General features: G+C 50.8%; 19 protein-coding genes. 13 read left to right on the plus strand and 6 right to left on the minus strand.

What is annotated here, in order from left to right; genetic code table 11:
- Positions 1 to 67: 67 nt before the first annotated feature.
- From L2712_RS09745 to L2712_RS09760, 4 genes are all read left to right on the plus strand, one after another.
- Positions 68 to 1,378 carry a DEAD/DEAH box helicase gene (locus tag L2712_RS09745; RefSeq protein ID WP_248977684.1) on the plus strand — a complete coding sequence of 437 codons (1,311 nt, stop codon included), beginning with the start codon at positions 68 to 70 and terminating at the stop codon, positions 1,376 to 1,378.
- 119 nt (positions 1,379 to 1,497) lie between these two features.
- Positions 1,498 to 2,547 carry a CobW family GTP-binding protein gene (locus tag L2712_RS09750; protein WP_248977685.1) on the plus strand — a complete coding sequence of 350 codons (1,050 nt, stop codon included), beginning with the start codon at positions 1,498 to 1,500 and terminating at the stop codon, positions 2,545 to 2,547.
- Between the two features lie 45 nt (positions 2,548 to 2,592).
- Complete coding sequence (locus L2712_RS09755) at positions 2,593 to 3,939, plus strand: MATE family efflux transporter (protein WP_033537455.1); 1,347 nt, start codon at positions 2,593 to 2,595, stop codon at positions 3,937 to 3,939.
- Positions 3,940 to 4,082: 143 nt separating this feature from the next.
- Positions 4,083 to 5,147, plus strand: a complete 1,065-nt coding sequence (locus L2712_RS09760; protein ID WP_033537456.1) for a TonB family protein — start codon at positions 4,083 to 4,085, stop codon at positions 5,145 to 5,147.
- Between the two features lie 102 nt (positions 5,148 to 5,249).
- On the opposite strand, the gene nadK is transcribed toward L2712_RS09760, so the two are convergent.
- Positions 5,250 to 6,128 carry an NAD(+) kinase gene (nadK, locus tag L2712_RS09765; protein ID WP_248977686.1) on the minus strand — a complete coding sequence of 293 codons (879 nt, stop codon included), beginning with the start codon at positions 6,126 to 6,128 and terminating at the stop codon, positions 5,250 to 5,252.
- Between the two features lie 361 nt (positions 6,129 to 6,489).
- On the opposite strand from nadK, the gene grpE reads away from it, so the two are divergent.
- A complete protein-coding gene (gene grpE / locus L2712_RS09770; RefSeq protein WP_248977687.1) occupies positions 6,490 to 7,107 on the plus strand; it encodes a nucleotide exchange factor GrpE in 618 nt (205 codons plus the stop codon).
- A 67-nt stretch (positions 7,108 to 7,174) separates the two neighbouring features.
- Here grpE and dxs read toward each other — a convergent pair whose 3' ends face one another.
- Genes dxs through xseB form a run of 3 tightly spaced genes read right to left on the minus strand, consistent with a single transcriptional unit; the run spans position 7,175 to position 10,187 of the window.
- The gene (dxs, locus tag L2712_RS09775) at positions 7,175 to 9,043 is read right to left on the minus strand and encodes a 1-deoxy-D-xylulose-5-phosphate synthase (protein WP_088904135.1); all 1,869 of its coding nucleotides are present in this window, start codon (positions 9,041 to 9,043) and stop codon (positions 7,175 to 7,177) included.
- Between the two features lie 22 nt (positions 9,044 to 9,065).
- The gene (ispA, locus tag L2712_RS09780; protein ID WP_033537460.1) at positions 9,066 to 9,947 is read right to left on the minus strand and encodes a (2E,6E)-farnesyl diphosphate synthase; all 882 of its coding nucleotides are present in this window, start codon (positions 9,945 to 9,947) and stop codon (positions 9,066 to 9,068) included.
- Entirely contained in the window at positions 9,948 to 10,187 is a 240-nt protein-coding gene (xseB, locus tag L2712_RS09785) for an exodeoxyribonuclease VII small subunit (protein ID WP_033537461.1), read from the minus strand. It lies immediately after the preceding gene.
- Between the two features lie 395 nt (positions 10,188 to 10,582).
- Here xseB and pomA point away from each other — a divergent pair, with 395 nt between their 5' ends.
- The 3 genes from pomA (at position 10,583) to thiI (ending at position 13,990) form a co-directional block, all read left to right on the plus strand.
- Entirely contained in the window at positions 10,583 to 11,350 is a 768-nt protein-coding gene (gene pomA, locus L2712_RS09790; RefSeq protein ID WP_033537462.1) for a flagellar motor protein PomA, read from the plus strand.
- Between the two features lie 4 nt (positions 11,351 to 11,354).
- Entirely contained in the window at positions 11,355 to 12,299 is a 945-nt protein-coding gene (locus L2712_RS09795) for a flagellar motor protein MotB (protein WP_088904137.1), read from the plus strand.
- 233 nt (positions 12,300 to 12,532) lie between these two features.
- Positions 12,533 to 13,990 (plus strand): tRNA uracil 4-sulfurtransferase ThiI, encoded by a 1,458-nt coding sequence (thiI, locus tag L2712_RS09800; protein ID WP_248977688.1) that lies wholly within the window; start codon positions 12,533 to 12,535, stop codon positions 13,988 to 13,990.
- A gap of 234 nt (positions 13,991 to 14,224) precedes the next feature.
- On the opposite strand, the gene L2712_RS09805 is transcribed toward thiI, so the two are convergent.
- Entirely contained in the window at positions 14,225 to 14,455 is a 231-nt protein-coding gene (locus L2712_RS09805; RefSeq protein WP_248977689.1) for a hypothetical protein, read from the minus strand.
- A 182-nt stretch (positions 14,456 to 14,637) separates the two neighbouring features.
- Between L2712_RS09805 and L2712_RS09810 the strand changes: the two genes are divergently transcribed.
- The 4 genes from L2712_RS09810 (at position 14,638) to rlmM (ending at position 17,863) form a co-directional block, all read left to right on the plus strand.
- Complete coding sequence (locus L2712_RS09810; protein WP_033537466.1) at positions 14,638 to 15,549, plus strand: transcriptional regulator GcvA; 912 nt, start codon at positions 14,638 to 14,640, stop codon at positions 15,547 to 15,549.
- 46 nt (positions 15,550 to 15,595) lie between these two features.
- Positions 15,596 to 16,291, plus strand: coding sequence for an alpha/beta fold hydrolase (locus tag L2712_RS09815; protein WP_248977690.1), 696 nt, complete (start codon positions 15,596 to 15,598; stop codon positions 16,289 to 16,291).
- Positions 16,284 to 16,673: a DUF423 domain-containing protein gene (locus L2712_RS09820; protein WP_033537467.1), complete on the plus strand. Its 390-nt coding sequence runs from the start codon at positions 16,284 to 16,286 to the stop codon at positions 16,671 to 16,673. Before L2712_RS09815 ends, L2712_RS09820 begins: the two co-directional genes overlap by 8 nt.
- Positions 16,674 to 16,771: 98 nt before the next feature.
- On the plus strand, positions 16,772 to 17,863 hold the full coding sequence (gene rlmM / locus L2712_RS09825; protein WP_033537468.1) for a 23S rRNA (cytidine(2498)-2'-O)-methyltransferase RlmM: 1,092 nt from the start codon (positions 16,772 to 16,774) through the stop codon (positions 17,861 to 17,863).
- Between the two features lie 95 nt (positions 17,864 to 17,958).
- Here the strand turns inward: rlmM and L2712_RS09830 are convergent, their stop codons facing one another.
- Positions 17,959 to 18,966 (minus strand): isocitrate dehydrogenase, encoded by a 1,008-nt coding sequence (locus L2712_RS09830; RefSeq protein WP_033537469.1) that lies wholly within the window; start codon positions 18,964 to 18,966, stop codon positions 17,959 to 17,961.
- A 266-nt stretch (positions 18,967 to 19,232) separates the two neighbouring features.
- On the opposite strand from L2712_RS09830, the gene L2712_RS09835 reads away from it, so the two are divergent.
- Positions 19,233 to 22,046 (plus strand): S9 family peptidase, encoded by a 2,814-nt coding sequence (locus L2712_RS09835; RefSeq protein WP_248977691.1) that lies wholly within the window; start codon positions 19,233 to 19,235, stop codon positions 22,044 to 22,046.
- The last annotated feature ends 85 nt before the right edge of the window (positions 22,047 to 22,131 follow it).

A 22,131-nucleotide genomic window follows, 5' to 3' on the forward strand; every position in this document is an offset into this window, starting at 1 on the left:
GCGATACCTTTAGTCCGGCATTTTTGCTAGACTCCGCGCTCACTTTTTGTCACCTCATAGGTCCCCCATGAATTTTGATGCACTCTCATTAAACCCACTGCTCGCTCAGGCTGCCGAGGCATGTGGTTATCAGGCATTGACTCAGGTGCAGGCCAAGGTGATCCCCAGCGCCTTAGCTGGGCAGGATCTGATGGCCTGTGCCGAAACGGGCACGGGCAAGACGGCGGCCTTTAGCTTTGTCCTCTTGCAGCGTTTGCTGAATGAGCCAAGAAGGCTAGGACAGCTCACGGCCTTGGTATTGACCCCGACCAGAGAGTTAGCCATGCAGGTCGCTGAGAGTATCAGCCGCTACAGCCAGTTTACCGAGCTGACGACCCTGGCCATTTATGGCGGCGCCAACATCAATCCTCAGCGTAAAGCTTTAGCCAAAGGGGTGGACATTTTGGTAGCGACCCCAGGACGTCTATTTGACCTGATTGGTCAGCAGGCGCTGGATCTTGGCGAGGTCGCGCATCTGGTGATCGACGAAGCGGATCGCATGTTGGATATGGGGTTTGTCAAAGATATCGAGCGAACCAAGCGTCTGCTGGCTGAGCCTCATTCCACTATGATGTTTTCCGCGACCTTTAGCCCGCAGGTCAAAGCCCTGGCAACCACTATGCTGGATAACCCTGAGTGGATTAACGTTGTCCGCCAAGGCAGTGGCCCCAAGATAGAGCAGAAGGTCTATACCTTGGATGGCCGTCGCAAGGCCGAGCTGCTCGCCGAATGGGTAGGGCGTCATAACTGGCAGCAGGTGCTGGTGTTTGTGAACACTAAGGAGAGCGCCGAGCGTCTGCACAGGGAATTGACGCTGGATGGCATTAAAAACGCCGTATTTCATGGTGATAAAACCCAGGGGGCGCGCAATCGAGCGTTAGAGCAGTTTAAGGCTGGTGAGCTCAGGGTATTGGTGGCAACCGATGTGGCCGCCCGTGGTCTGGATATTGCCGCCTTGCCTTTGGTGATCAACCTGGAGCTGCCAGATGATCCTCAGGATTATGTGCACCGCATAGGTCGTACCGGCCGTGCAGGGTTAAGCGGTGTCAGTATTTCTTTGGTGGCCAAGAAAGATGAAGCCGCCCTGGCGACCATAGAGAGCCTTATCGGCATGACACTAGCGCGTCATGTTGAGCCTGGCTATGAACTCGGGGCGCCACTACCGGCCAGATACCGTGAGCTGGAGAGTGCGTCTCAGCCGAAGGCTGCAAAACGCGATAAGTTTAACAGCAAATTTAAGGGTAAGTCCCAGGGGCGATCAAATGGGGGCAAGCCTGGTGGCGCGAAACGTGGTGCTGGGCGTACACACAAGAGCGGCCCTAAAGTAAACAAAGGCTGACCCAAACGAGCCGCCAATTAGCCCTGCCGTGTTATTGAGTCCTTATATATCCTAGGGCGTGTCGTGGTATCTTGTTATCACTCGCGCCGTCCTAGTGATTGTTGATGTTGGAGCCTTGCATGATCCTCAAACCTATACCTACCCATGTTATCACCGGCTTTCTTGGCGTAGGTAAAACCAGCCTTATTAAATATTTGCTGTCGAATAAGCCTGCCGATGAAACCTGGGCCGTACTGGTGAATGAGTTTGGTGAGATAGGCATAGACGGCGAGCTGTTAAAAGGAAGTGATACGGGGATTGCCATCAAAGAGGTGGCGGGTGGTTGCCTGTGCTGCGCCGCTGGCGTACCGACTCAGGTGGCGGTGAATCAACTGATTGCCCGGGCCAAACCCGACAGACTCTTGATTGAACCGACGGGTCTTGGGCACCCCAAGGAGATCGTCGAGGTGTTAAGTCAGGGGCATTTTCAGCAGGTGATCGCGCTAAAGAGCACTATCTGTCTGGTGGACCCGAGAAAACTACAAGATGATCGTTATCTACAGAGCAGTCTGTTCATCGATCAGTTAAGGATTGCCGACCTTATCCTGGCGACCAAGATGGATCTTAGCGATGAGGCGGATCTTACGCGTCTGCAAGGTTTTTTAACCCAGCAGGGGATCACGGCAACTCCCGTACCTGTCAGTTTGATGCAGACACCTAAGGTGGGTGAGCAATCTCTGTTTGCCTTTATTTGCAGCCACTATTTTGAGCGGGCTACGGCCTGGCACACTCAGCCAGCTACCAAGGCGCCTGCTAACGCTATGATGCGGCCAGCACTGCCGTTTGAAGAGGCACCAGAAACAGAGATTGCATTTGATGAGCAGGGGATCTACCGCGCCAGTAATCAGCATGAGGGAAACTATAGCGCCGGTTGGGTGTTCGATTGCCGGTTTGAGTTTGATTTCGAGGGGCTGATCGCCTGGGTGAAGGGACTGGAGTGCTTACGTTTTAAGGCTGTGGTGATCACCGATGAGGGGATTGCTGCGCTTAACTTGGTGGATGGTCAACTGACGGTGATGGAGCTCGATGATAGTCTGGATTCTCGTCTCGAATTGATCGCCTCAACGGCTATCAATGTGACTAATATCGAAGCGGCGCTGCTGCAGCTATCTAAACCGCTTGCTATCTGATATCTTCGCATCCCAACAGCCGTTTGTGTCGATTTATTAACCCCTATGCTTGAAAGCAGCCAGAGTTCTCCCTTAGCCACTGAGCCCATCCCTAAACTGGTGTGGCGTTATGCCATTCCCACCATTCTCTCTATGGTGGTGACAGGCGTCTATGTGGCTATCGACGGTATGTTTGTGGGCCACTATCTGGGTGAGGTGGGTCTGGCCGGCATGATGTTGGCCTATCCTGTGGGCGCCATTCTCTATGCCATCGGCGCCCTGATCGGCATGGGCGCTGCTGCGTTAGTCTCGATTAATCTCGGGCTCAACGACGTTAGCCGGGCCAGACACCTGTTGGGTAACGCCTTTACTCTCTGTTTGCTGGCGGGGGCGGTTTTTGCGCTGGTGGGTACCCAATGGAGCGAAGCTGTGCTGATCTGGCTTGGCGCCGAAGGTGAGGTGCTGAGTAGTGCTCTGGAATATCTGTTTTGGTATTTTGCCCTCGGCGTCTTCCCCATCCTCGCCATCGCCTTTACCGCTTTGCTGCGAAACGATGGCAGGCCAGGATTTGTCACTGTTGTATTGATTATATCCGGATGCCTGAATGTGTTGTTAGACTGGCTCCTGATTGTCGTTTACCCCTTTGGATTAGCCGGGGCGGCGATTGCGACCATGATCTGTCAGGCCGTTACCGGGCTTCTTTGTCTGCAGCATTTCTTCACGTCTAAGACACGCCTGGGGATTAACTGGCAGCAGATGCGTCTTAATCTGGACCACTGCATTAATATCCTCAGAGTGGGCTTTCCCAGTTTCCTGATGAACCTCTATCTGTCTATCGTGCTCACCTTGCACAATATGGCGTTTCTTTGGGTGGGCGGCCCTATCCATGTGGCGGCTTATGGTGTGGTCAGTTATGCCGAAGCCCTCTTTTATCTCATTTTCGAAGGGATAGCTTTTGGCACGCAGCCGCTTTTGAGTTTCAATACCGGGGCTAAGCGTTTTGACCGGGTCTTTGAGACCCTGAAAATCGTTATCATCATGACGCTGGTAACGGCGCTGGCTGGTGTTGCCTTTATCTATTGGGTACCAGAGTACCTGGTCTACATCTTTGCCGGCGATAACCCTGAATTAACGCCTGTGGCGATTGAGGGCATGCGTCTCTATTTCTGGGGGCTGCCGTTCGAAGGGCTGATCTTGGTGGGCGCGGCGTTTTTCCAGGCCATTAACCGTCCGCGCGAGGCGTCGATACTGACCGGCAGTAAGCTCGTGTTAATTGCTCTGGTGCTGTATCTGTTTGCTTGGTTGTTTGGCGTAGCTGGCGTGTGGGTCTCTCTAGCGACTTGCTCTTTAGTGCTGACACTTTGGATGATTTACGTTATGAGTAAGCTTTCAAAGGATTTAAGTCAGTCCTGATTCCTGATACCCTAGAGGGGATTTTCGTTTCCAGACCGAGAGTGGATACGCAGGATGTGCCAAGGTGGGCCTATCCTGGCTGTTAGCGGTAAGGCTGACAACGGAAACCTATGTTGGACGTTCACAAATAAGGATATTTGTTCATGAAAAAGTTTTTCTCCGGTGCGGCGTTATTAGTCTGCGCGCATCTTATTGCCCCGTTTGGCATCGCTTCCCCTTTTAGTGACAGTTACACGGCCTATCAGCAGGCACTTGCCGAGCAAGATAAGGCGAAGGTGGTGCTCACCGCAGCGAAAGCCTATGAGCTTGGGCAGGGCTATTTTGAGCCAGGCAGTGTGGATGTCGCCAACCTTGAGCTTAATTTGGCCACGGCGCTACAAGACAATGATGAGATACAGACTGCTCATCAACACTTCAACAATGTTATTGAGATCTATCGCCAGCACTTTGGTCGCGATGCCTTGGAGCTTATTGACCCCTTGATTGGTGCGGCGCAGACCATGGAAGCTTCTAAAGAGAAGGTGAAATTATTCCAACAGGCGATCTCTATCGCCCAGGATAGCGATAAGCCTCTGCTGCAGGCAGAAGTAAAGATGCTGACTTTTCATGGTTTGGTTTCGACCCAATTCTATACCCGAGATATTCGAGACGAGGCCTTAGAAGCCTACCAAATCTATCGTCATGAGCTGCCAGCCGATGCAATGGCGCGGATTAAGGCTACTTACTATGCCGGGATGATTAAGGCGGCGGAGAAAGATGAGGATGAGGCGATCGCCCTGCTGGAGGAGGTCGTCAAGCAATTCTCTGTACTGGACTATAGTCACCCCTATAAACTGGCCGCCCATGCTCGGTTGGTGGAGCTTTACGAGGCAGAAGGCCTCAGTGACAAGTCGACTCAGCATTGTGTGGCCATTGGCAGCATGAGGCCTTGGTCAGATGAACAGGATCAGGCACCTATCTACCGTGAGCCACCTAAATACCCTCTCTCATACGCCAGAGATGGCCGGGAGGGGTGGACTCAGATGAGCTTTACTGTGGATGAGCAGGGCTTTGTGCGCGACCCAGTGGTGCTTGCCTCTGAAGGGGGACAGTTGTTTACCCGAGAATCGTTGAAGGTGATAAAACGTTGGCGATATGCGCCTAAGTTTGTCGACGGAAAGCCGATACCGGCAGAGGTCACAGTTCAGCTACACTATCAGCTGAATTAATCTTAACGCCCGAGCTCAGCTCGGGCTTTTTGTTGCCAGTCTATAATCAGCTTTACCCACTTAAATTACTTGCTATATCGCCGCAGAGTGTTTCCAGCGAGGTTAAAACAGCTTGCTGCCCCAGCCAAGCTTGTTTCTTAGTACGTGGAAATAGTTGTAGCCCTTGGGGTGGATCAGTCTGAGCCGCTCTGAGCTGCGGCGCACTAGGATCTCATCGCCAGGCAAGACTGGCAGGGTGACGTGACCGTCACAACTAACCTCTAAGGCGTCGCCATTATGGGGAGACACAACCAGCTTGATGATGCTGCAGGCGTCGACCACGATAGGACGGCAGGAGAGGGTGTGTGGGAACATGGGGACTAAGATTAATGCCTCAAGATTGGGCGTTAAAATTGCACCGCCAGCCGATAGCGAATAGGCGGTCGAGCCTGTTGGCGTCGAGACTATCATGCCGTCAGCCCGCTGGCTGTACATGAACTTGTCGTCGATGTAGACCTCAAATTCGATCATATGGGCAATCTTTCCTGGGTGAAGTACCGCCTCGTTGACCGCGGTATTGCTGGACTTCATCTCGCCGTGCCTGTGCACCTCAGATTCCAGCAGGAACCTGTGCTCTGTTTCGTACTCGCCTTGCAGTACCTTGCCCAGTGCCTCTTCGAAAGTATCAGGGGGAAGATCGGTCAGGAAGCCTAAATTGCCGCGGTTAACTCCGATGACGCCGATATCGAAACGTGCGAGCACCCTTGCAGCACCCAGCATATTACCGTCGCCGCCTACGACAATGGCGAGATCGCAATATTCGCCTATTTGCAAAAGATCGACCGATTTGACCTGAGGACCAATCTCTGCGGCCACCCGCTCTTCGACGTAAACATCATAAGACTGCATGGTTAACCAATGATGCAGGCGTTTAAGGGTCTTATGCGTACCTGAATGGTGGGGTTTGCCGATTAAGCCGATTGTTTGAAACGCTTTGCTCATATTTCTGTTCGATCTATGCCTAGAGGCTATTGATCTTTCCTATTTGTTTTTGCAGCAATTTGTGGGCGATTTATATCAGGCAGAGCCCGAGTCGTTATTCTACATAAACGGTCGATAATCCAGTAGAAATCGCCTATATAAAGTTGCCTGAAGGGTTCATCTAAACGTACCCAGCTCTGTGTTGCGTGCTATTTACATAGCATAAGGATGCGACACAGTACGTGCCTTGAGCAAAACACGTTTAGATTGAACAAAAATCAAATCTGAAAGATAAACAGACCCTAGGGCTTGAAACCTCAAATTTGATCCCCATAATATGCCCAGAGCATGCAGAAACAAAGCATTTTTAGCTGGAGTAACAATGAGCAAAGAGTCAGACAAAGCCCAAAAACCACAAATTGAAGAAACTGAAGCTGTAGAAGTTGAAACCGAGGTGGTTGAAGATGCAGCCAGTTTGATGGATGAACTTACCCAAGCTAATTTCCGTGTTGAAGAGCTAGAGCAAGCCCTGGCAGCTGCCGAGGCTAAAGTGGAAGAGCAGAAGGATTCTGTTATTCGCGCTGCTGCCGAAGTGGATAACGTACGTCGCCGCGCGGCTATCGATGTCGAGAAGGCGCATAAGTTTGCCCTGGAGAAGTTCGCAAATGAGCTTTTGCCTGTGATCGATAACATGGAGCGCGCCCTGCTAGGTACCAGCCCCGAAGATGAAGCCACTAAGGCGATCTATGAAGGGGTAGAGTTGACGCTGAAGAGTTTTACCAGTGCGGTAGAGAAGTTTGGCCTGACCCAGGTGAATCCACAAGGTGAGGCGTTTAACCCTGATCATCATCAGGCGATCGGTATGCAGCCAAGCGAAGAGTTCCCGGCTAATACTGTAATGATGGTAATGCAAAAAGGTTATATGCTGAACGAGCGTCTATTGCGCCCTGCCATGGTGATGGTGTCTCAGGGCGGCGCGAGCGTCGATACTCAGGCATAAGTTGATTGCTTTAAGAGATTAAAAAAGGCCTCATTAAGAGGCCTTTTTTATGGGCTGAGGATCAGGCTTAGTCCGCCAGATAGGCGCGGATCTGCGCTTCGATACCCGGGCCATCGAGTTGCAGCTCAGCGAGGATCTCGCCGCATTCACCATGCTTGATAAACTCATCGGGCAGGCCGATATTGAGCACAGGCATAGGTTGCTTCAGCTGCTGTAATACTTCCAGCACACCAGAGCCAGCACCGCCCATGATGGCGTTCTCTTCAACTGTAACCAAGAGGTCATGGCTGTCTGCCAGCTGTTTAATCAGCGCCACATCCAGTGGCTTAACAAAACGCATGTCGGCCAGGGTGGCATCTAAGGCGTCTGCGGCCTGACGCGCCGAGGCGAGCGTAGTGCCAAAGTTAAGGATGGCAATCTTCTTACCCTGACGTTTGATGAGGCCCTTGCCTATCTCCATCGCCGTCATGGTTTCAACCTGAGGCTCTCCTGTGGCACTGCCTCTTGGATAACGTATGGCCGTGGGGCCCTCGTTATAGCAGTAACCTGTGTAGAGCATCTGACGACATTCGTTTTCATCCGAGGGTGCCATGATCACCATGTTTGGAATGGCGCGCATATAGCTGAGATCGAAGGCCCCTTGGTGGGTTGGGCCGTCTGGACCCACGATACCGCCGCGGTCGATAGCAAAGATCACCGGTAGCTTCTGTAGCGCCACGTCGTGGATCAGCTGATCATAGCCGCGCTGCAAGAAGGTGGAGTAGATAGCCAGTACAGGTTTATATCCCTCACAGGCAAAACCTGCGGCTAGGGTGACCGCGTGTTGCTCGGCAATGGCGGCGTCGAAATACTGTTTCGGGAAACGCTGAGAAAATTCCACCATGCCAGAGCCTTCACGCATGGCGGGAGTGATCCCAAGTACCTTGTCATCCTTCTCTGCCATGTCACACAACCAGCGTCCAAACACCTGAGAGAAGGTGGGGTTAGCGGGTTTCGCGGCAGGTTTGGCGAAGGTCGATGGGTCAAACTTAGGTACGGCATGCCAGCCGATAGGATCTTTCTCGGCAGGCTCATAACCGCGACCTTTCTTGGTCATGATATGCAGTATCTGCGGGCCTGAAAGGTTACGCATGTTGCGTAACGTCTCGACCAGAGCGTCGACATCATGGCCATCGATAGGGCCGATATAGTTAAAGCCGAGCTCTTCGAACATGGTGCCAGGGACAACCATGCCTTTTAGGTGTTCTTCGGTGCGCTTAGCCATCTCTTTGATGACTGGCATTCCCTTGAGCACCTTCTTACTGTTTTCGCGGATCGTGGTATAGAGACGACCCGACATCAGCTGTGCCAAATGATTGTTGAGTGCACCGACGTTTTCCGAGATAGACATCTCGTTGTCGTTGAGTACGACCAGCATGTCGTTGTGCAGATCGCCGGCGTGGTTCATGGCTTCAAATACCATGCCGCCTGTCATGGCGCCGTCACCGATGACGGCAACCACCTTACGACCGGCTTGCTCTTTTTCAGCGGCCACGGCCATAGCTAGCGCGGCACTGATAGAGGTGCCAGAGTGTCCTACGCTGAAGGTGTCATATTCACTCTCTTCACGCCAAGGGAAGGGATGAATACCGCCTTTTTGGCGTATGGTGTGCATTTTATCACGGCGGCCCGTGAGGATCTTATGGGGGTAAGCCTGATGACCCACATCCCAGATCAGGCGATCGAATGGCGTGTTGTAGACATAATGCAGCGCCACTGTCAGTTCAACCGTGCCTAGGCCAGAGGCGAAGTGGCCGCTGGAGATGCCTACCGACTGTAGGAGGTAACTTCTGAGTTCATCAGCAAGTTTTGGTAGCACCCCTTGTGGAAGCTGTCGTAATTCGTCGGGGGTGTCAGCCTGTGCCAGCACAGGGTATTTCGTAATATCCAAACTCATAGCGAGATTCTTTGGCTCTTTATTATACTCTTCGCTCAATGATGAAACGGGCGAATTCGGCAATTAACTGGCTATTGTATGGTAATTTAGCCAGCGCTGATAGGGCGTCTTCAATCAAACTTTTTGCAGTCTCTTGTGCCCCGGATAAACCAAGTAGTTTCGGATAGGTACTTTTGTTCGACTCACAGTCCGATCCCTGGGGTTTACCTAGCTCTTCTGTGCTGGCAATAATATCCAGTACATCATCTTGTACCTGAAAGGCGAGGCCTATTGCATCGGCAAATGTTAACAGATGGCGAGCTTGTTCATCTGTGACCTTGGCAGCAATGATAGGTAATTCTACTGCGCAGCGAATTAACGCACCGGTTTTTAATCTGTGAAGTCGTTTTAATGTGTCGAGATCTATCTGCTTATCTGTGGCGTTAAGATCCATCGCCTGACCACCACACATGCCGCTGTAACCCGAGGCTTTGGCGAGAGCCCGTACCATGGCCAGTTGCTGCTCGGCGGTGAGTTCGCTCTCTTCTCGGCTGATGATCTCAAACGCCAGGGTTTGCAGGGCATCACCTGCCAGTATGGCCGTTGCTTCATTAAAGGCGATATGTACAGTCGGTTGACCACGACGCAGGGCATCGTCATCCATGGCGGGGAGATCGTCATGGATCAAAGAGTAGGCATGAATACATTCGATGGCAGCGGCGCAGGCATCGAGTCTTTCCAGTGGCACGTTAAGCATTTCGCCTATGGCATAGACCAGAAAGGGGCGGATACGCTTGCCGCCGATCAGGGCGCCGTGTTTCATGGCGGCCTTCAGCTGTGGCTCAGTCTCGTCTTGTGCCTTGATAAAATGGCGCAGCTGTTCATCGACGCGCTGCTGGTATCGCGTTATCGCTTCGTTTAGCAATTATTCGCCCTCTGGCAGATAGGGTTGCAAGCTGGGTTGATCCTGTTCCTGGGTCAAGATGGAGACTTTCTGTTGGGCCTGTTCGAGTTTGCCTTGGCTATTTCTGACCAGATTGATGCCGCGTTCAAATTGTTTGAGGGCGTCGTCTAAAGCCACATCGCCTTGCTCTAAGCTGGTGACGATCTGTTCTAATTCTGTGAGCGACTCTTCGAAGGTCAGGTTTTCAGGTTTTTTGGCCACGGTGATTTTCCCAAGAATTTAGCGACAGACAAAGTATCTCAGTCGACCCTAGGGGTCAAATTGCGCTGTCGTATATTTGTGCAATAGCACGCTTTAAGGAGGTTTTTTTATAAAAAATTGAATTTGTAGCTAAACTTGCGTGTAAGCTGTCCGATAATTGAATTAGAACAATACTCAATTTTGTCAGATATTATATCGTAAACTCCCGCCTGCGGTTAGGTGAATTCATGTCTAATTGGCGACTTTTATGTCACCACCCAGCGCAAATGAGATGTCTTAGATTATAAGAGTGAGTAGAGTGGATATCCGTCTCGAGATGATTATGGTGTTGACTGAGAGCTTGGTCATTAGGCCGAGATATTAGCAATAGCCGATACTGTATAAGAGGAAGAGTTGTGGATTTAGCGACCCTGATAGGCCTAATTGGTGCGTTTGGTTTTATTATCGGAGCTATGATCGGTAGTGGCGGCATTGCCATATTTATCGATGTGAATTCAGTGCTAATCGTATTGATAGGCTCGCTGTTTGTGGTGATGATGAAATACAACCTCAAACAGTTCCTCGGTTCGGTCAAGATTGCGGCCAAAGCCTTTATGTTTAAGATAGATAAGCCGGATGAGCTGATCGAGCAGGCGGTCACTATGGCCGATGCCGCGCGTAAAGGGGGCTTTTTGGCCCTTGAAGAAGCGGAGATCAGCAACAGCTTTATGCAAAAAGCGGTCGACATGCTCGTCGATGGGCATGATGGTGACGTAGTACGTGAGGCGCTGGAAAAAGATATCGCCCTCACCGAAGAGCGCCATAAAACCGGAATCGGTATCTTTAAGGCGCTGGGGGATGTGGCGCCCGCCATGGGGATGATTGGTACCCTTATCGGTCTGGTGGCCATGTTGTCTAACATGGATGATCCTAAGTCCATTGGGCCTGCGATGGCGGTAGCCTTGTTGACGACTCTCTATGGTGCCATTCTTGCCAACATGGTGGCCTTGCCTATTGCCGACAAACTCACGCTACGCATGAGTGAAGAGATGCTCAATCGAAACCTTATTATGGACGCGGTATTGGCTATTCAAGATGGCCAAAACCCAAGGGTCATCGAGGGATTCTTGAAGAATTACCTCTCGGAGAAACAGCGAGAGATAGACACGACGGACGGGGAATAGCCAGATGGCTAAGAAGGTCAAATGCGATTGCCCCCCAGCCGGGGCGCCTATGTGGTTGGCAACTTTTGCCGACCTCATGTCGCTGCTGATGTGTTTTTTCGTCTTGCTGCTCGCCTTCTCTGAGATGGACGTCATGAAGTTCAAGCAGATCGCCGGGTCGATGAAGTATGCCTTTGGGGTACAGAATAAGGTCGAAGTTAAAGACATTCCCAAGGGAACCTCGGTGATCGCACTGGAGTTTCGTCCTGGTAAACCCGAACCCACACCAATTGAGATCATTAACCAACAAACCAACGAGATGACTGAGCCCATCATTGAGGTGCAAGCCGGTGAAGATGACAGCGCCGGCGGCGTGCAGCAACAGCAGGGTGAGCAACGTGGTGGCGAGGCATCATCGACGGCTCAGGAAGAGTCTGACGCTGAAGCGCAGGCCAAGCAACAGCAGCAAGAGGCAGCATCACAGGATCAGATCAATGATCAGGTGAAAAAGATGGCCCAGGAGCTCAATAAGGAGATCGTCGATGGGGCGATCGAGATTGAATCTCTCGGGCAGCAGATCATTATTCGCATCCGAGAGAAGGGGGCTTTTTCATCGGGTTCAGGTTTCCTTCAGCCTAGGTTTAAGCCTGTAGTGCGCCGCGTGGGTGAACTGCTTAAGGATGTGCCGGGGATCATTACCGTCTCGGGTCACACCGACGATATGAAGATCAGTAACGAGCTTTACAGTTCTAACTGGGATCTCTCCAGCAAGCGTGCGGTGGCCGTCGCCCATGAGCTGGTACGCGTTTCAGGGTTTGATCAGCAGCGTATGAAGGTTGTTGGCATGGCCAGTACCGCGCCGTTAGTGCCCAATGACTCCGCCGATAACCGCGCTCGCAACCGCCGAGTTGAAATTGCGATTGAGCAAGGCAAGGCGAAGGAGTCTGATGAGATCCTCGTTGGGCAGTAAAATGAAATAAAGCTCCATAATGAAAAAGTCCACTTAGGTGGACTTTTTGCATTTTCATCACTCAGGCTAGGCCCTATCCCTTGTGAGCTGGCAAGGCATCGCTGAATAAAAAGTGCTCACTTCTGCCTGACATGGCAGAAAATCCTTCCCGAGCCGCTGATTTATGGGCATTTGTGCAGTGGGCTTGGTATAATGGCAAGATTGCTGTTTAAATTTATTCCCTCGGAACGCCCATGAAATTTATCGTAAAACTGTTTCCTGAAATCATGATGAAAAGCAAACCGGTAAGAATGCGTTTTACCAAGATGCTTGAAACCAATATCCGCAATGTGCTGCGTAAGGTCGATGAAGAGGCCAAAGTACAGCGTCAGTGGGATAAGATCATGGTCAGGGTGCCAGAAGACAAACCAGAGATGATTGAGCGTTATGCCGAGCGTCTCGCCTGTATTCCAGGTATTGCCCATGTTCTGCAGGTGCGCGAGAGCACCTTCGAGTCAGTCGACGATATCTATCAGCAAACCTTGGCGCTTTATAAAGAGCAGTTAGCCGGTAAAACGTTCTGTGTGCGGGTTAAGCGTAGTGGCCAACACGATTTTAACTCGATAGAGGTTGAGCGTTATGTTGGTGGTGGGCTAAATCAGTTTACCGAAGCGGCTGGGGTTAGGCTTAAGAATCCCGATATGACGGTCAATCTTGAGATAGATAAGGAAAACCTTTATCTGGTTGAGAAGCGTATCCAAGGTTTGGGAGGCTTCCCGATGGCAACTCAGGAAGATGTATTGTCATTGATCTCTGGCGGATTCGACTCTGGCGTTTCTAGTTTCCAGTTTATCAAGCGTGGTTCTCGTACCCATTACTGTTTCTTTAATCTGGGCGGCGACCAGCATGAGATTGGTGTGAAGCAGGTGGCCTATCATCTGTGGCAGAAGTATGGCGAGTCACACAAGGTGAAATTCATCTCAGTTCCCTTTGACCCTGTGGTGCAGGAGATCCTGGAGAAGGTCGATAACGGTCAGATGGGGGTTATCCTCAAGCGTATGATGATGCGTGCCGCTAGCCTTATCGCCGAGAAGATGGGTATTCAGGCCTTGGTGACGGGTGAAGCTATGGGGCAGGTCTCGAGTCAGACCCTGACCAATCTAAACGTGATTGACCGCAGCACAGATATGTTGATTCTGCGTCCGCTGATCGTGATGGATAAGCAAGACATCATTAATATAAGTCGCGAGATAGGTACTGAAGACTTTGCCAAGTCGATCCCTGAATATTGCGGCGTGATCTCGCAAAAGCCGACGGTGAAAGCTGTGATGGGTAAGATTCTCGCCGAGGAGGAGAAGTTCTCCGAAGACTTAATTGAGCGAGTAGTGGCTGCCGCCGAGGTGATTGATATTCGCGATATCGCTGCCAGCATGGATACTAAGATCACCGAGACAGAGACGGTTGATGCGGTGTCGGGCGGTGAAGTGGTGGTGGATATTCGCGCACCGGAAGAGGAAGAGCAGAGTCCGCTTGCCCTTCATGGCATAGAAGTGAAGTGTATTCCCTTCTTTAAGTTAGCGACACAGTTTGCCGATCTCGACAAAGAGAAGACCTATCTGCTTTATTGCGATAGAGGCGTCATGAGCAAGCTACAGGCGCTTTACCTGCAAGAGCAGGGATATCACAACGTTAAGGTCTATCGTCCTGTATAGCGCTTTGTAGGTGTCAGTGTAGTGACGAGAACTAAGTGTTAAAGATAGAGGCTGCCAAGTGGGCAGCCTTTTTTATGAGCGACTCTCACTATTACAGCTATAAATGCTTGGATTTATTGAGGGGCTGGCGTAATTTAACTGGGCTGATGCCTCACTCGTGGGTAACCGTCTTGGGTAACCATGGGCATAAAAAAGCCGCATCGAAGATGCGGCTTAATTGAAAAGGCTTTGAGATTATTCAGCGCGTTGAGCACTGATGCTGGTTTCTTGCTGCTCATTTTTTTGAGCGACCAGAATAGCGTTAAGGTCTTCGTTAAGATCTTGTTGCATCTGTTCTAAGCCTTCGGCCAGTTGTGCACTGATAGATGCATGCAGATCTGCGGTGTCGATAACTATCTCATCGGCGTTTGCAGCGGTTGATGCTGAGAGCAGTGCGATGGCAAATACAGTTTTAAAGTTAATCATAGTGGTCGCCTCCGGGCGGCATATCTTGGGGTGTCAGACACTCCCCATATACGTCGTCGAGGCTGTCTAACTATACTCATTTCGTTGGCGCAAAATTTAACCAAAAACCCTTCCCTTTACAAACGATAAAATGTAACAATACGGATTAGAAAAACTAATTAAAATGTGAGACAAGGATCACTATGTCGAGACGTTTACCTCCATTGAATGCAGTGAAGGCATTTGAAGCTGCTGCCCGTCACTTAAGCTTTACGCGCGCCGCGGAAGAACTTTTTGTGACACAGGCCGCGGTAAGTCATCAAATTAAAGCATTAGAAGAATATTTAGGGCTAAAACTTTTCCGTCGTAAGAACCGTTCCTTGCTATTGACCGAAGAGGGGCAGGGCTATTTTCTCGACATCAAAGATATTTTTGTTCAACTTGCTGATGCCACAGATAGATTATTGGCTCGAAGTGCCATCGGTTCCCTAACGGTAAGCACTTCACCGAGTTTTGCTATTCAGTGGCTGGTGCCTCGTCTGGCTAATTTTAGTGAGAATAATCCCGATATCGATGTGCGTATCAAGGCGGTGGATGATGAAACCAGTAGCCTGACCGATGACGTAGACGTGGCCATCTATTACGGCATGGGCAACTGGCCTGGCGTGCGTGCCGATAAGCTAAGAAATGAGGTGTTGATCCCCGTTTGTTCTCCACTTTTACTTAATGGACCTAAGCCTTTATCTGAGCCGAGCGACCTTAGACATCACACCTTATTGCACGATTCCAGCCGCCATGATTGGCAGGCGTGGTTTAGACAATGTGGGATTAATGATATTAATGTGAATCAGGGGCCTATCTTTAGCCACTCCTCCTTGGTGTTACAGGCTGCTGCTCATGGTCAGGGTGTCGCGCTGGGTTATAGCGTATTGGCCCGACCCGACATCAAGGCTGGACGCTTGGTCTGTCCTTTCCCCGAAGTGCTCGTTAGTAAAAACGCTTACTATCTAGTGTGTCAGCAAAATCATGCCGAGATAGGTAAGATCGTGGCCTTTAGAAAGTGGATGCTAGACATGTTTGAAGAGGAGTCTCGCAGCGAGTTGTTGCCGGGATAATCTATTGGCGAGCATTTTAGGTGCCTCGCCATTATTAAGGGATAAGATGAGTTTTAAGCAAGTATTGAATGAACGGCTTGGCGCAGCCGAGTTACCGCCTAGCCAGTGTCTGTTTTCGGGCCCAATTAAGGCGCAACAACTCCAGAGCGATACCCTGGTGGTGTTGGCGCACGGGGCCGGGGCCAACATGGAGCACGACTTTATGGTGCAGATGGCCGCTAAGCTCGCAGAGCAGGGCGTGGCCGTGGTCAGGTTTAACTTTCCTTATATGCGCAATAATGTCATTGATGGCAAGCGCCGCCCGCCGGATCGCGCGCCTAAGCTATTAAAAGATTTCTCTGTGCATCTAGATACCCTGCGCCAGGTATATCAGCCCAAACGCTTAGTGGTCATGGGGAAATCCATGGGAGGACGTATGGCCGCCATTCTGGGGGCTGAGATGCCACTCGATGGGGTGATCTGTCTAGGTTACCCCTTCGTGCCGCTTAAAGGGGGTGACCCCAGACTTGAGCCTATCGCCAAGTGCCAAGCACCGCTACTGATCCTTCAAGGTGAGCGGGACAAGTTTGGCGCCAAGGGGCAGGTGGAACCTTGGCTTGCCTCCTATAGTGCAAAACTTGAGTGGTTAGCCGATGGCGATCATAGTTTTCAACCAAGAAAGTCGTCAGGTACCAGTCTAGGCGCTAATCTGGATCTAGCTGTCTCACATAGTATCCATTTTATTAGGGGGTTAGATGCGTAAAGGGTTTTTATTGCTAGCAGCGCTAAGCGGTTTTTTAGCCGTTGCCTTAGGGGCTTTTGGTGCTCACGGACTAAAGCAGGTCACGACACCCGAGATGCTCGACATTTTTAACCTTGGGGTTGAGTATCAGTTTTATCATACCTTTGCCCTGATAGCCGTTGCCTTTAGTGGCCATTGGCTCAAGTCGCGTTTGATTGACTGGGCAGGTTATCTGTTTCTGTTGGGTATAGTACTGTTTTCCGGCTCGCTTTATCTCTATGTGCTGGTCGGCAGTAAGTGGACGGGCCCGGTAACGCCTATGGGCGGCGTTTGCTTCCTGGTCGGCTGGTTGTTTATTGCGGTGGCCGTGTGGCGTAATCGCGTAGTGGAGCTGGATGATTAGCCTGTGGCTAAAGCATTAAGATAATCGTATTCATTTTCGAGAAAGTGTAGAATGGCGGCCAATTGTGTGGGTCGCCATTTTTTATTCAGGATGTTCTGATGATAAACCTATTTTTATATTGCCGTGCCGGCTACGAGAAAGACTGCGCCGCCGAGATTCAGGAGCGGGCCGCGGAGCTGAATATTGGCGGCTTTGTAAAGACAAACCGTAACGATGGTTATGTGATCTTTCAGTGTTTTCAAGCGGGAGATGCGGATCTCTTGGCGGAGCAGCTAGAGCTGGACTCTTTGATCTTTACCCGCCAGATGTTTGCCGCCAATGAGCTGCTAAAGGATCTGCCTGAGGGTGATCGGGTGACGCCTATCGTCGAAGCGCTGGCGAAGGTACATAAGGCGGGTGAACTGAGGGTTGAGACGCCTGATACTAATGAGGCCAAAGAGCTCTCCACCTTCTGCCGTAAATTTACCGTGCCTTTGAGACAGGCACTGAAACGCAGCGGCGCCCTGCTTGAGAAAGAAAACCCAAAGCGACCCATTATCCATGTCTGCTTTGTTGGCCCGGGAACCGCTTATGTGGGCTATTCGCTTAGTCATAACAGTTCACCCTATTTTATGGGGATCCCGAGACTCAAGATGGCCAGCGATGCACCGAGTCGCTCGACGCTCAAGTTGGATGAAGCCTTTATCCACTTTATTCCTAAGTCAGAGCAAGAACAGCGCCTGCGCAGTGGTATGAACTCGGTGGATCTCGGTGCCTGCCCTGGTGGCTGGACCTATCAGCTGGTGCGCCGCGGTATGTTTGTGGCGGCGGTTGATAACGGCCCCATGGCGCAGAATTTGATGGATACCGGTCAGGTGAGGCACTATCAGGCCGACGGATTCCGTTTCGAGCCGCCAAAGAAGAATATCTACTGGCTGGTGTGCGACATGGTGGAGAAGCCTTCGCGTGTGGCCGAGCTGATGGAGGCCTGGGCGATTAACGGCTGGTTTAAGGAAGCGATCTTTAACCTTAAGCTGCCGATGAAGAGCCGTTATAAAGAGGTGTCGACCATCTTGGCAACCATGAAAGAGGTGCTGAGAGAGAATGGCATCGATGACTTCCACCTAGCCTGTAAGCATCTTTACCACGACAGAGACGAAGTGACTGTGCATCTCTGGTTGCGCCCAGGTGTCGGTTTTAATTTCGGTTAGCTTTGCTCAGCGTGCTAGCTAAGTGATAAAACAGCTAATAAAAAGCCCCGCGTTAAGCGGGGCTTTTTTGTCACTGATAGACCTTCAGGTGTCGATTACAGACGTTCGATAACCGCCTGAGTAAAGTCAGTCGTACCATGAGTACCGCCCAAGTCGCGGGTAGTACGGTCGCCTTCTTCGATAACGGCTGAAACCGCGTTACGAATAGCTTGTGCCTTGTCTGACATACCTAAGTATTCCAGCATCTGAATCGATGCCAGGATCACTGAGGTAGGGTTCGCCAGGTTCTTACCTGCGATATCTGGTGCACTGCCGTGAACCGCTTCGAAGATCGCTGCGTTTTTACCTATGTTGGCACCCGGTGCCATCCCCAGGCCGCCAACCAGACCGGCGCAAAGATCCGATAGGATATCGCCAAACAGGTTAGTGGTTACGATCACGTCGAAGTTTTCTGGGTTCATCACCAGTTTCATACAGGTCGCGTCGACAATCATCTCTTCAGTGGTGATGTCTGGGTAACGCTGGCTTACTTCGCGAGCCACTTTCAGGAACAGGCCTGAAGTTGACTTCATGATGTTAGCCTTGTGTACGATAGTGACCTTCTTACGACCCTCTTTACGCGCTAGCTCGTAGGCGAAGGTAGTGATCTGCTCTGCGCCCTGACGGGTGATGATACTGGTGGCTTCGGCGGTGGCACCGTCTTCAGAAACCGTTTGGCCTAGGCCTGAGTACATCCCCTCGGTGTTTTCACGTACCGTGATGATATCGATATTGTCGTAACGAGCCTGAGTACCTTTAAAAGACAATACAGGGCGTACGTTTGCGTAAAGGCTGAATTTTTTACGTAAAGTGACGTTGATTGAGGTAAAGCCTTCGCCAACTGGGGTGGTTAGCGGCCCTTTTAGGGTGATACGGTTCTTTTCAATCAGGTCTAGTGTGCGTTGGGGTAGAAGTTCACCTTGCTTCTCAAGTGCGGCTAGGCCAGCATCGGCGAACTCGTATTCGAAATCACATCCGGCTTTATCTAAGATCTTGATTGCTGAGTCGATTATGCTCGGGCCAATCCCATCACCTGGGATAACGGTAATTGTTCTTTTTGACATGGAGAGTCCTTCCACGGTTGGTCGTTACTGCTATTGTCTGACCATGTCGAAAGACACGGTTTTATGACTATGAATTTTTAGAATCTTATCGGCTTTATTTTAACTACTTTCGCGCAAATTTTACAGGAAATAGTGAGCAATCTCACGTTTTTTTGTGTAGGCTAACTTGCAATAATAGAGGCTAATCACGATGATTGATCCTTAAGCGTTAAAAAAGTCTACTTTAGTCTAACGTCCGTTAATAACAAGTTAAAACGAGGAAGACCTTGAAGCCATTACCAACCTTATCTTTGTTATGTGCCAGTCTTTTTTCTTGCGCCGCATTTAGCGCCGATGTGACACCCGATGTCATCATGAAATTCGAATCCCTCAATAAACCTGTCCTGTCGGCAAAAGGCAATGCTTTCGCCGTAGAGGTAAGCCCTGATAGAGGCGATAGCCATGGCTTGGTGAAACGTCTCGATGCAGACACTAGCTTTAGTGTGGCAGGTGGTAGCAAACCTATTATCAGCCACGATGGTCGTTTCGCCGCTTTCACCTTGGCGCCTAGTCTACTTGAGCAGGAACAAGCCACGCCCAAGGCGCGCAAAAAACTGAAGTCAGGCGTTGTATTAGTCGACACTCAAACGGGTAAAGAGACTCGCTATGACAAGGTAAAGCAGTTTGCCTTTAATGAAGCGGGGAGTCATTTGGCCATCTGGTATGAGGCGGGTGAAGAGGCCGATAACGACGCGGATGATGACGGGCAAAGTAGCGATAAGAACAGTAAGCCTAAGGCATCTGAGACAGAGAAGCCGTCAAAGGTCGACAAGTTTGATGAAGGGCGGACCTTAGAGCTGGTCAACCTAAAGAACGGCAGCAGTGAAAAGTTAGCCCATGTTACGGCTTACTATTTTGACAAAGTGGGTCATTCCTTGGTGGTTGCGCAAAATGATGCGGCCAACAATCTGCACAGGGTTCAGCGCCTGGACCTCAATAGTGGCGACTTGCAGGTGGTTTCGGGATATGTGGATCAGCAGATCGGCGCAGTGTCGGTCAGTGAGGATGGTAAATACATCGCCTACACCTATGGCAAGGCAGCTGATGCGCCTTGGGGGCGTGAATATCACCTAGCCTTGTATCAGACGGCAGATGAGGCGCTGCACCAGGTGGCTAACACCAAGGAGTGGACCTTAAATCGTTACAGCGAGCTGACCTTCTCAGACGACAGTAAGCGACTCTTTTTCGGCCGTGTGCCTGAGGTGAACCAGCAGCTTGAGTTGCCTAAGGTGACCAAGAGTGAAGATCTTTATGACAACCAAGTGATCACCGGACAGCGTGAGCTGAGGGTTTGGCATGGTGATGACCCGCGCATTAAGCCTAACGAGGTAAAACAGTACAAGAAGGAGCTTAAACGCACCTATTTGGCTGTGCTGCATCTGGGCTCCAAGCAAGTGGTGCAACTGGCCGATCAGACGGTGCCTGATATCGAGTTAGGTCAACAGCAGCGCTTCGTGCTAGCCAGCACTGATGTGCCATATCTAAAGATGATCACTTGGGCGGGTTTCTACCGCGATTACTATTTGGTGGATCTCAATACGGGACGCAAGCAGGCGTTCTTGATCCAGCAACCTGTGGGTCAAAAGCCATTGCTATCACCTAACGAGCGATTCGTCGCCTATTACCAGCAGGGTAATATTTTCCTTTATCAGATCGCCCAGGATAGTCGGGTTAAACTGACTAAAGACTTTAAGACGCCATTTGCTGACGAAGACCATGACTACCCTTCGGCAGCACCAGGTTATGGTCTGGGGCCTTGGCTTGAAGATGGTTCGGCGTTTCTTGCCTATGATAAGTACGATATCTGGCAGTTCAATACCGACTCTTTCGATGCGTTTCGCATAACCGCAGCCAAGGGACGTAAGGCGCAGATCCAGTATCGTGTCACAGGTCTGCTAGAAAGAGAGGACAAGCCGGATCTGCTTAAGGAAAACCAAACCTTGCTGCTTCACGGCTACAACGAGCGCACCAAGGGTGATGGGTTCTATGAAGCCAAGGTAGGCGTCTCTGGCGTTAAGCCTTTGATGGAAGGCGATTACAAGCTCAAGTTGTTGGCCCGCGCCGAACAGAGCGATGCCATTCTCTTTTCCAAAGAGCGTTATGATCTCTACCCAGATCTTTACGCCAGTAAGTTGTTGAGTCCGCAGCAGGCAAAGCGTCAGACACGTTTAGACGATCAGAAACGTCAACTTGACTGGGGCAAGGCCGAGTTGGTGCATTGGACTAATGGTGACGGTAAGCCACTCGATGGTGTGTTAATTAAACCATCTAATTATGTGGCGGGTAAACGCTATCCCGTGCTGGTTTATTTCTATCGCTTTATGAGTGACAGGCTGCATGCCTTCCCTGATATGAAGCTTAACCACAGACCTAACTTTGCCTGGTATGCCGATAATGGTTATGCCATCTTCTTGCCCGATATTCGCTTTGAAGTAGGTTACCCTGGCGCCAGCTCAGTGCAGGCCTTGACCTCTGGTGTGCAGAAGTTGATTGATATGGGCATTGCTGATGCCGATGCCGTGGGTATTCAGGGGCACTCATGGGGTGGTTATCAGACAGCCTTTGCTGTCACTCAGACCTCTATTTTCAAGGCGGCAGTTACCGGTGCACCTGTATCTAACATGACCAGCGCCTACAGTGGTATTCGTCACGGTACTGGTCTGGCACGTCAGTTCCAGTATGAAACGGGTCAGAGCCGTATCGGTGAGAGTCTGTTTAAGGCGCCGCAGAAATATATCGAAAACTCACCCGTTTTCTATGTTGAGCGCATTAAGACACCTATGATGATCATGTTTGGTGATAAAGATGATGCTGTGCCTTGGGAGCAGGGCGTTGAGCTGTACCTAGCGATGCGCCGCGCGGGTAAGGATGTGGTGTTCCTGCAGTACCAGGATGAACCTCATCATCTGAAGAAGTACCCAAACAAGCTCGACTATAGCCTGCGTATGATGCAATACTTCGAGCATTATTTGAAAGGCAAGCCAGCGCCTAAATGGCTCTCTGAAGGAGAGGCCTATCAGGAGTATAAGAAGGCGGGTTAACCTCTTCTCGATACATCAAGCCGGGCTTTTGCCCGGCTTTTTTGTGGGAAGAAATGGTTGGTTTGGTCAGGAGATAGCGAATTTA

It is taken from the genome of Shewanella marisflavi (genome assembly GCF_023283925.1).
Lineage (GTDB): Bacteria > Pseudomonadota > Gammaproteobacteria > Enterobacterales > Shewanellaceae > Shewanella > Shewanella marisflavi.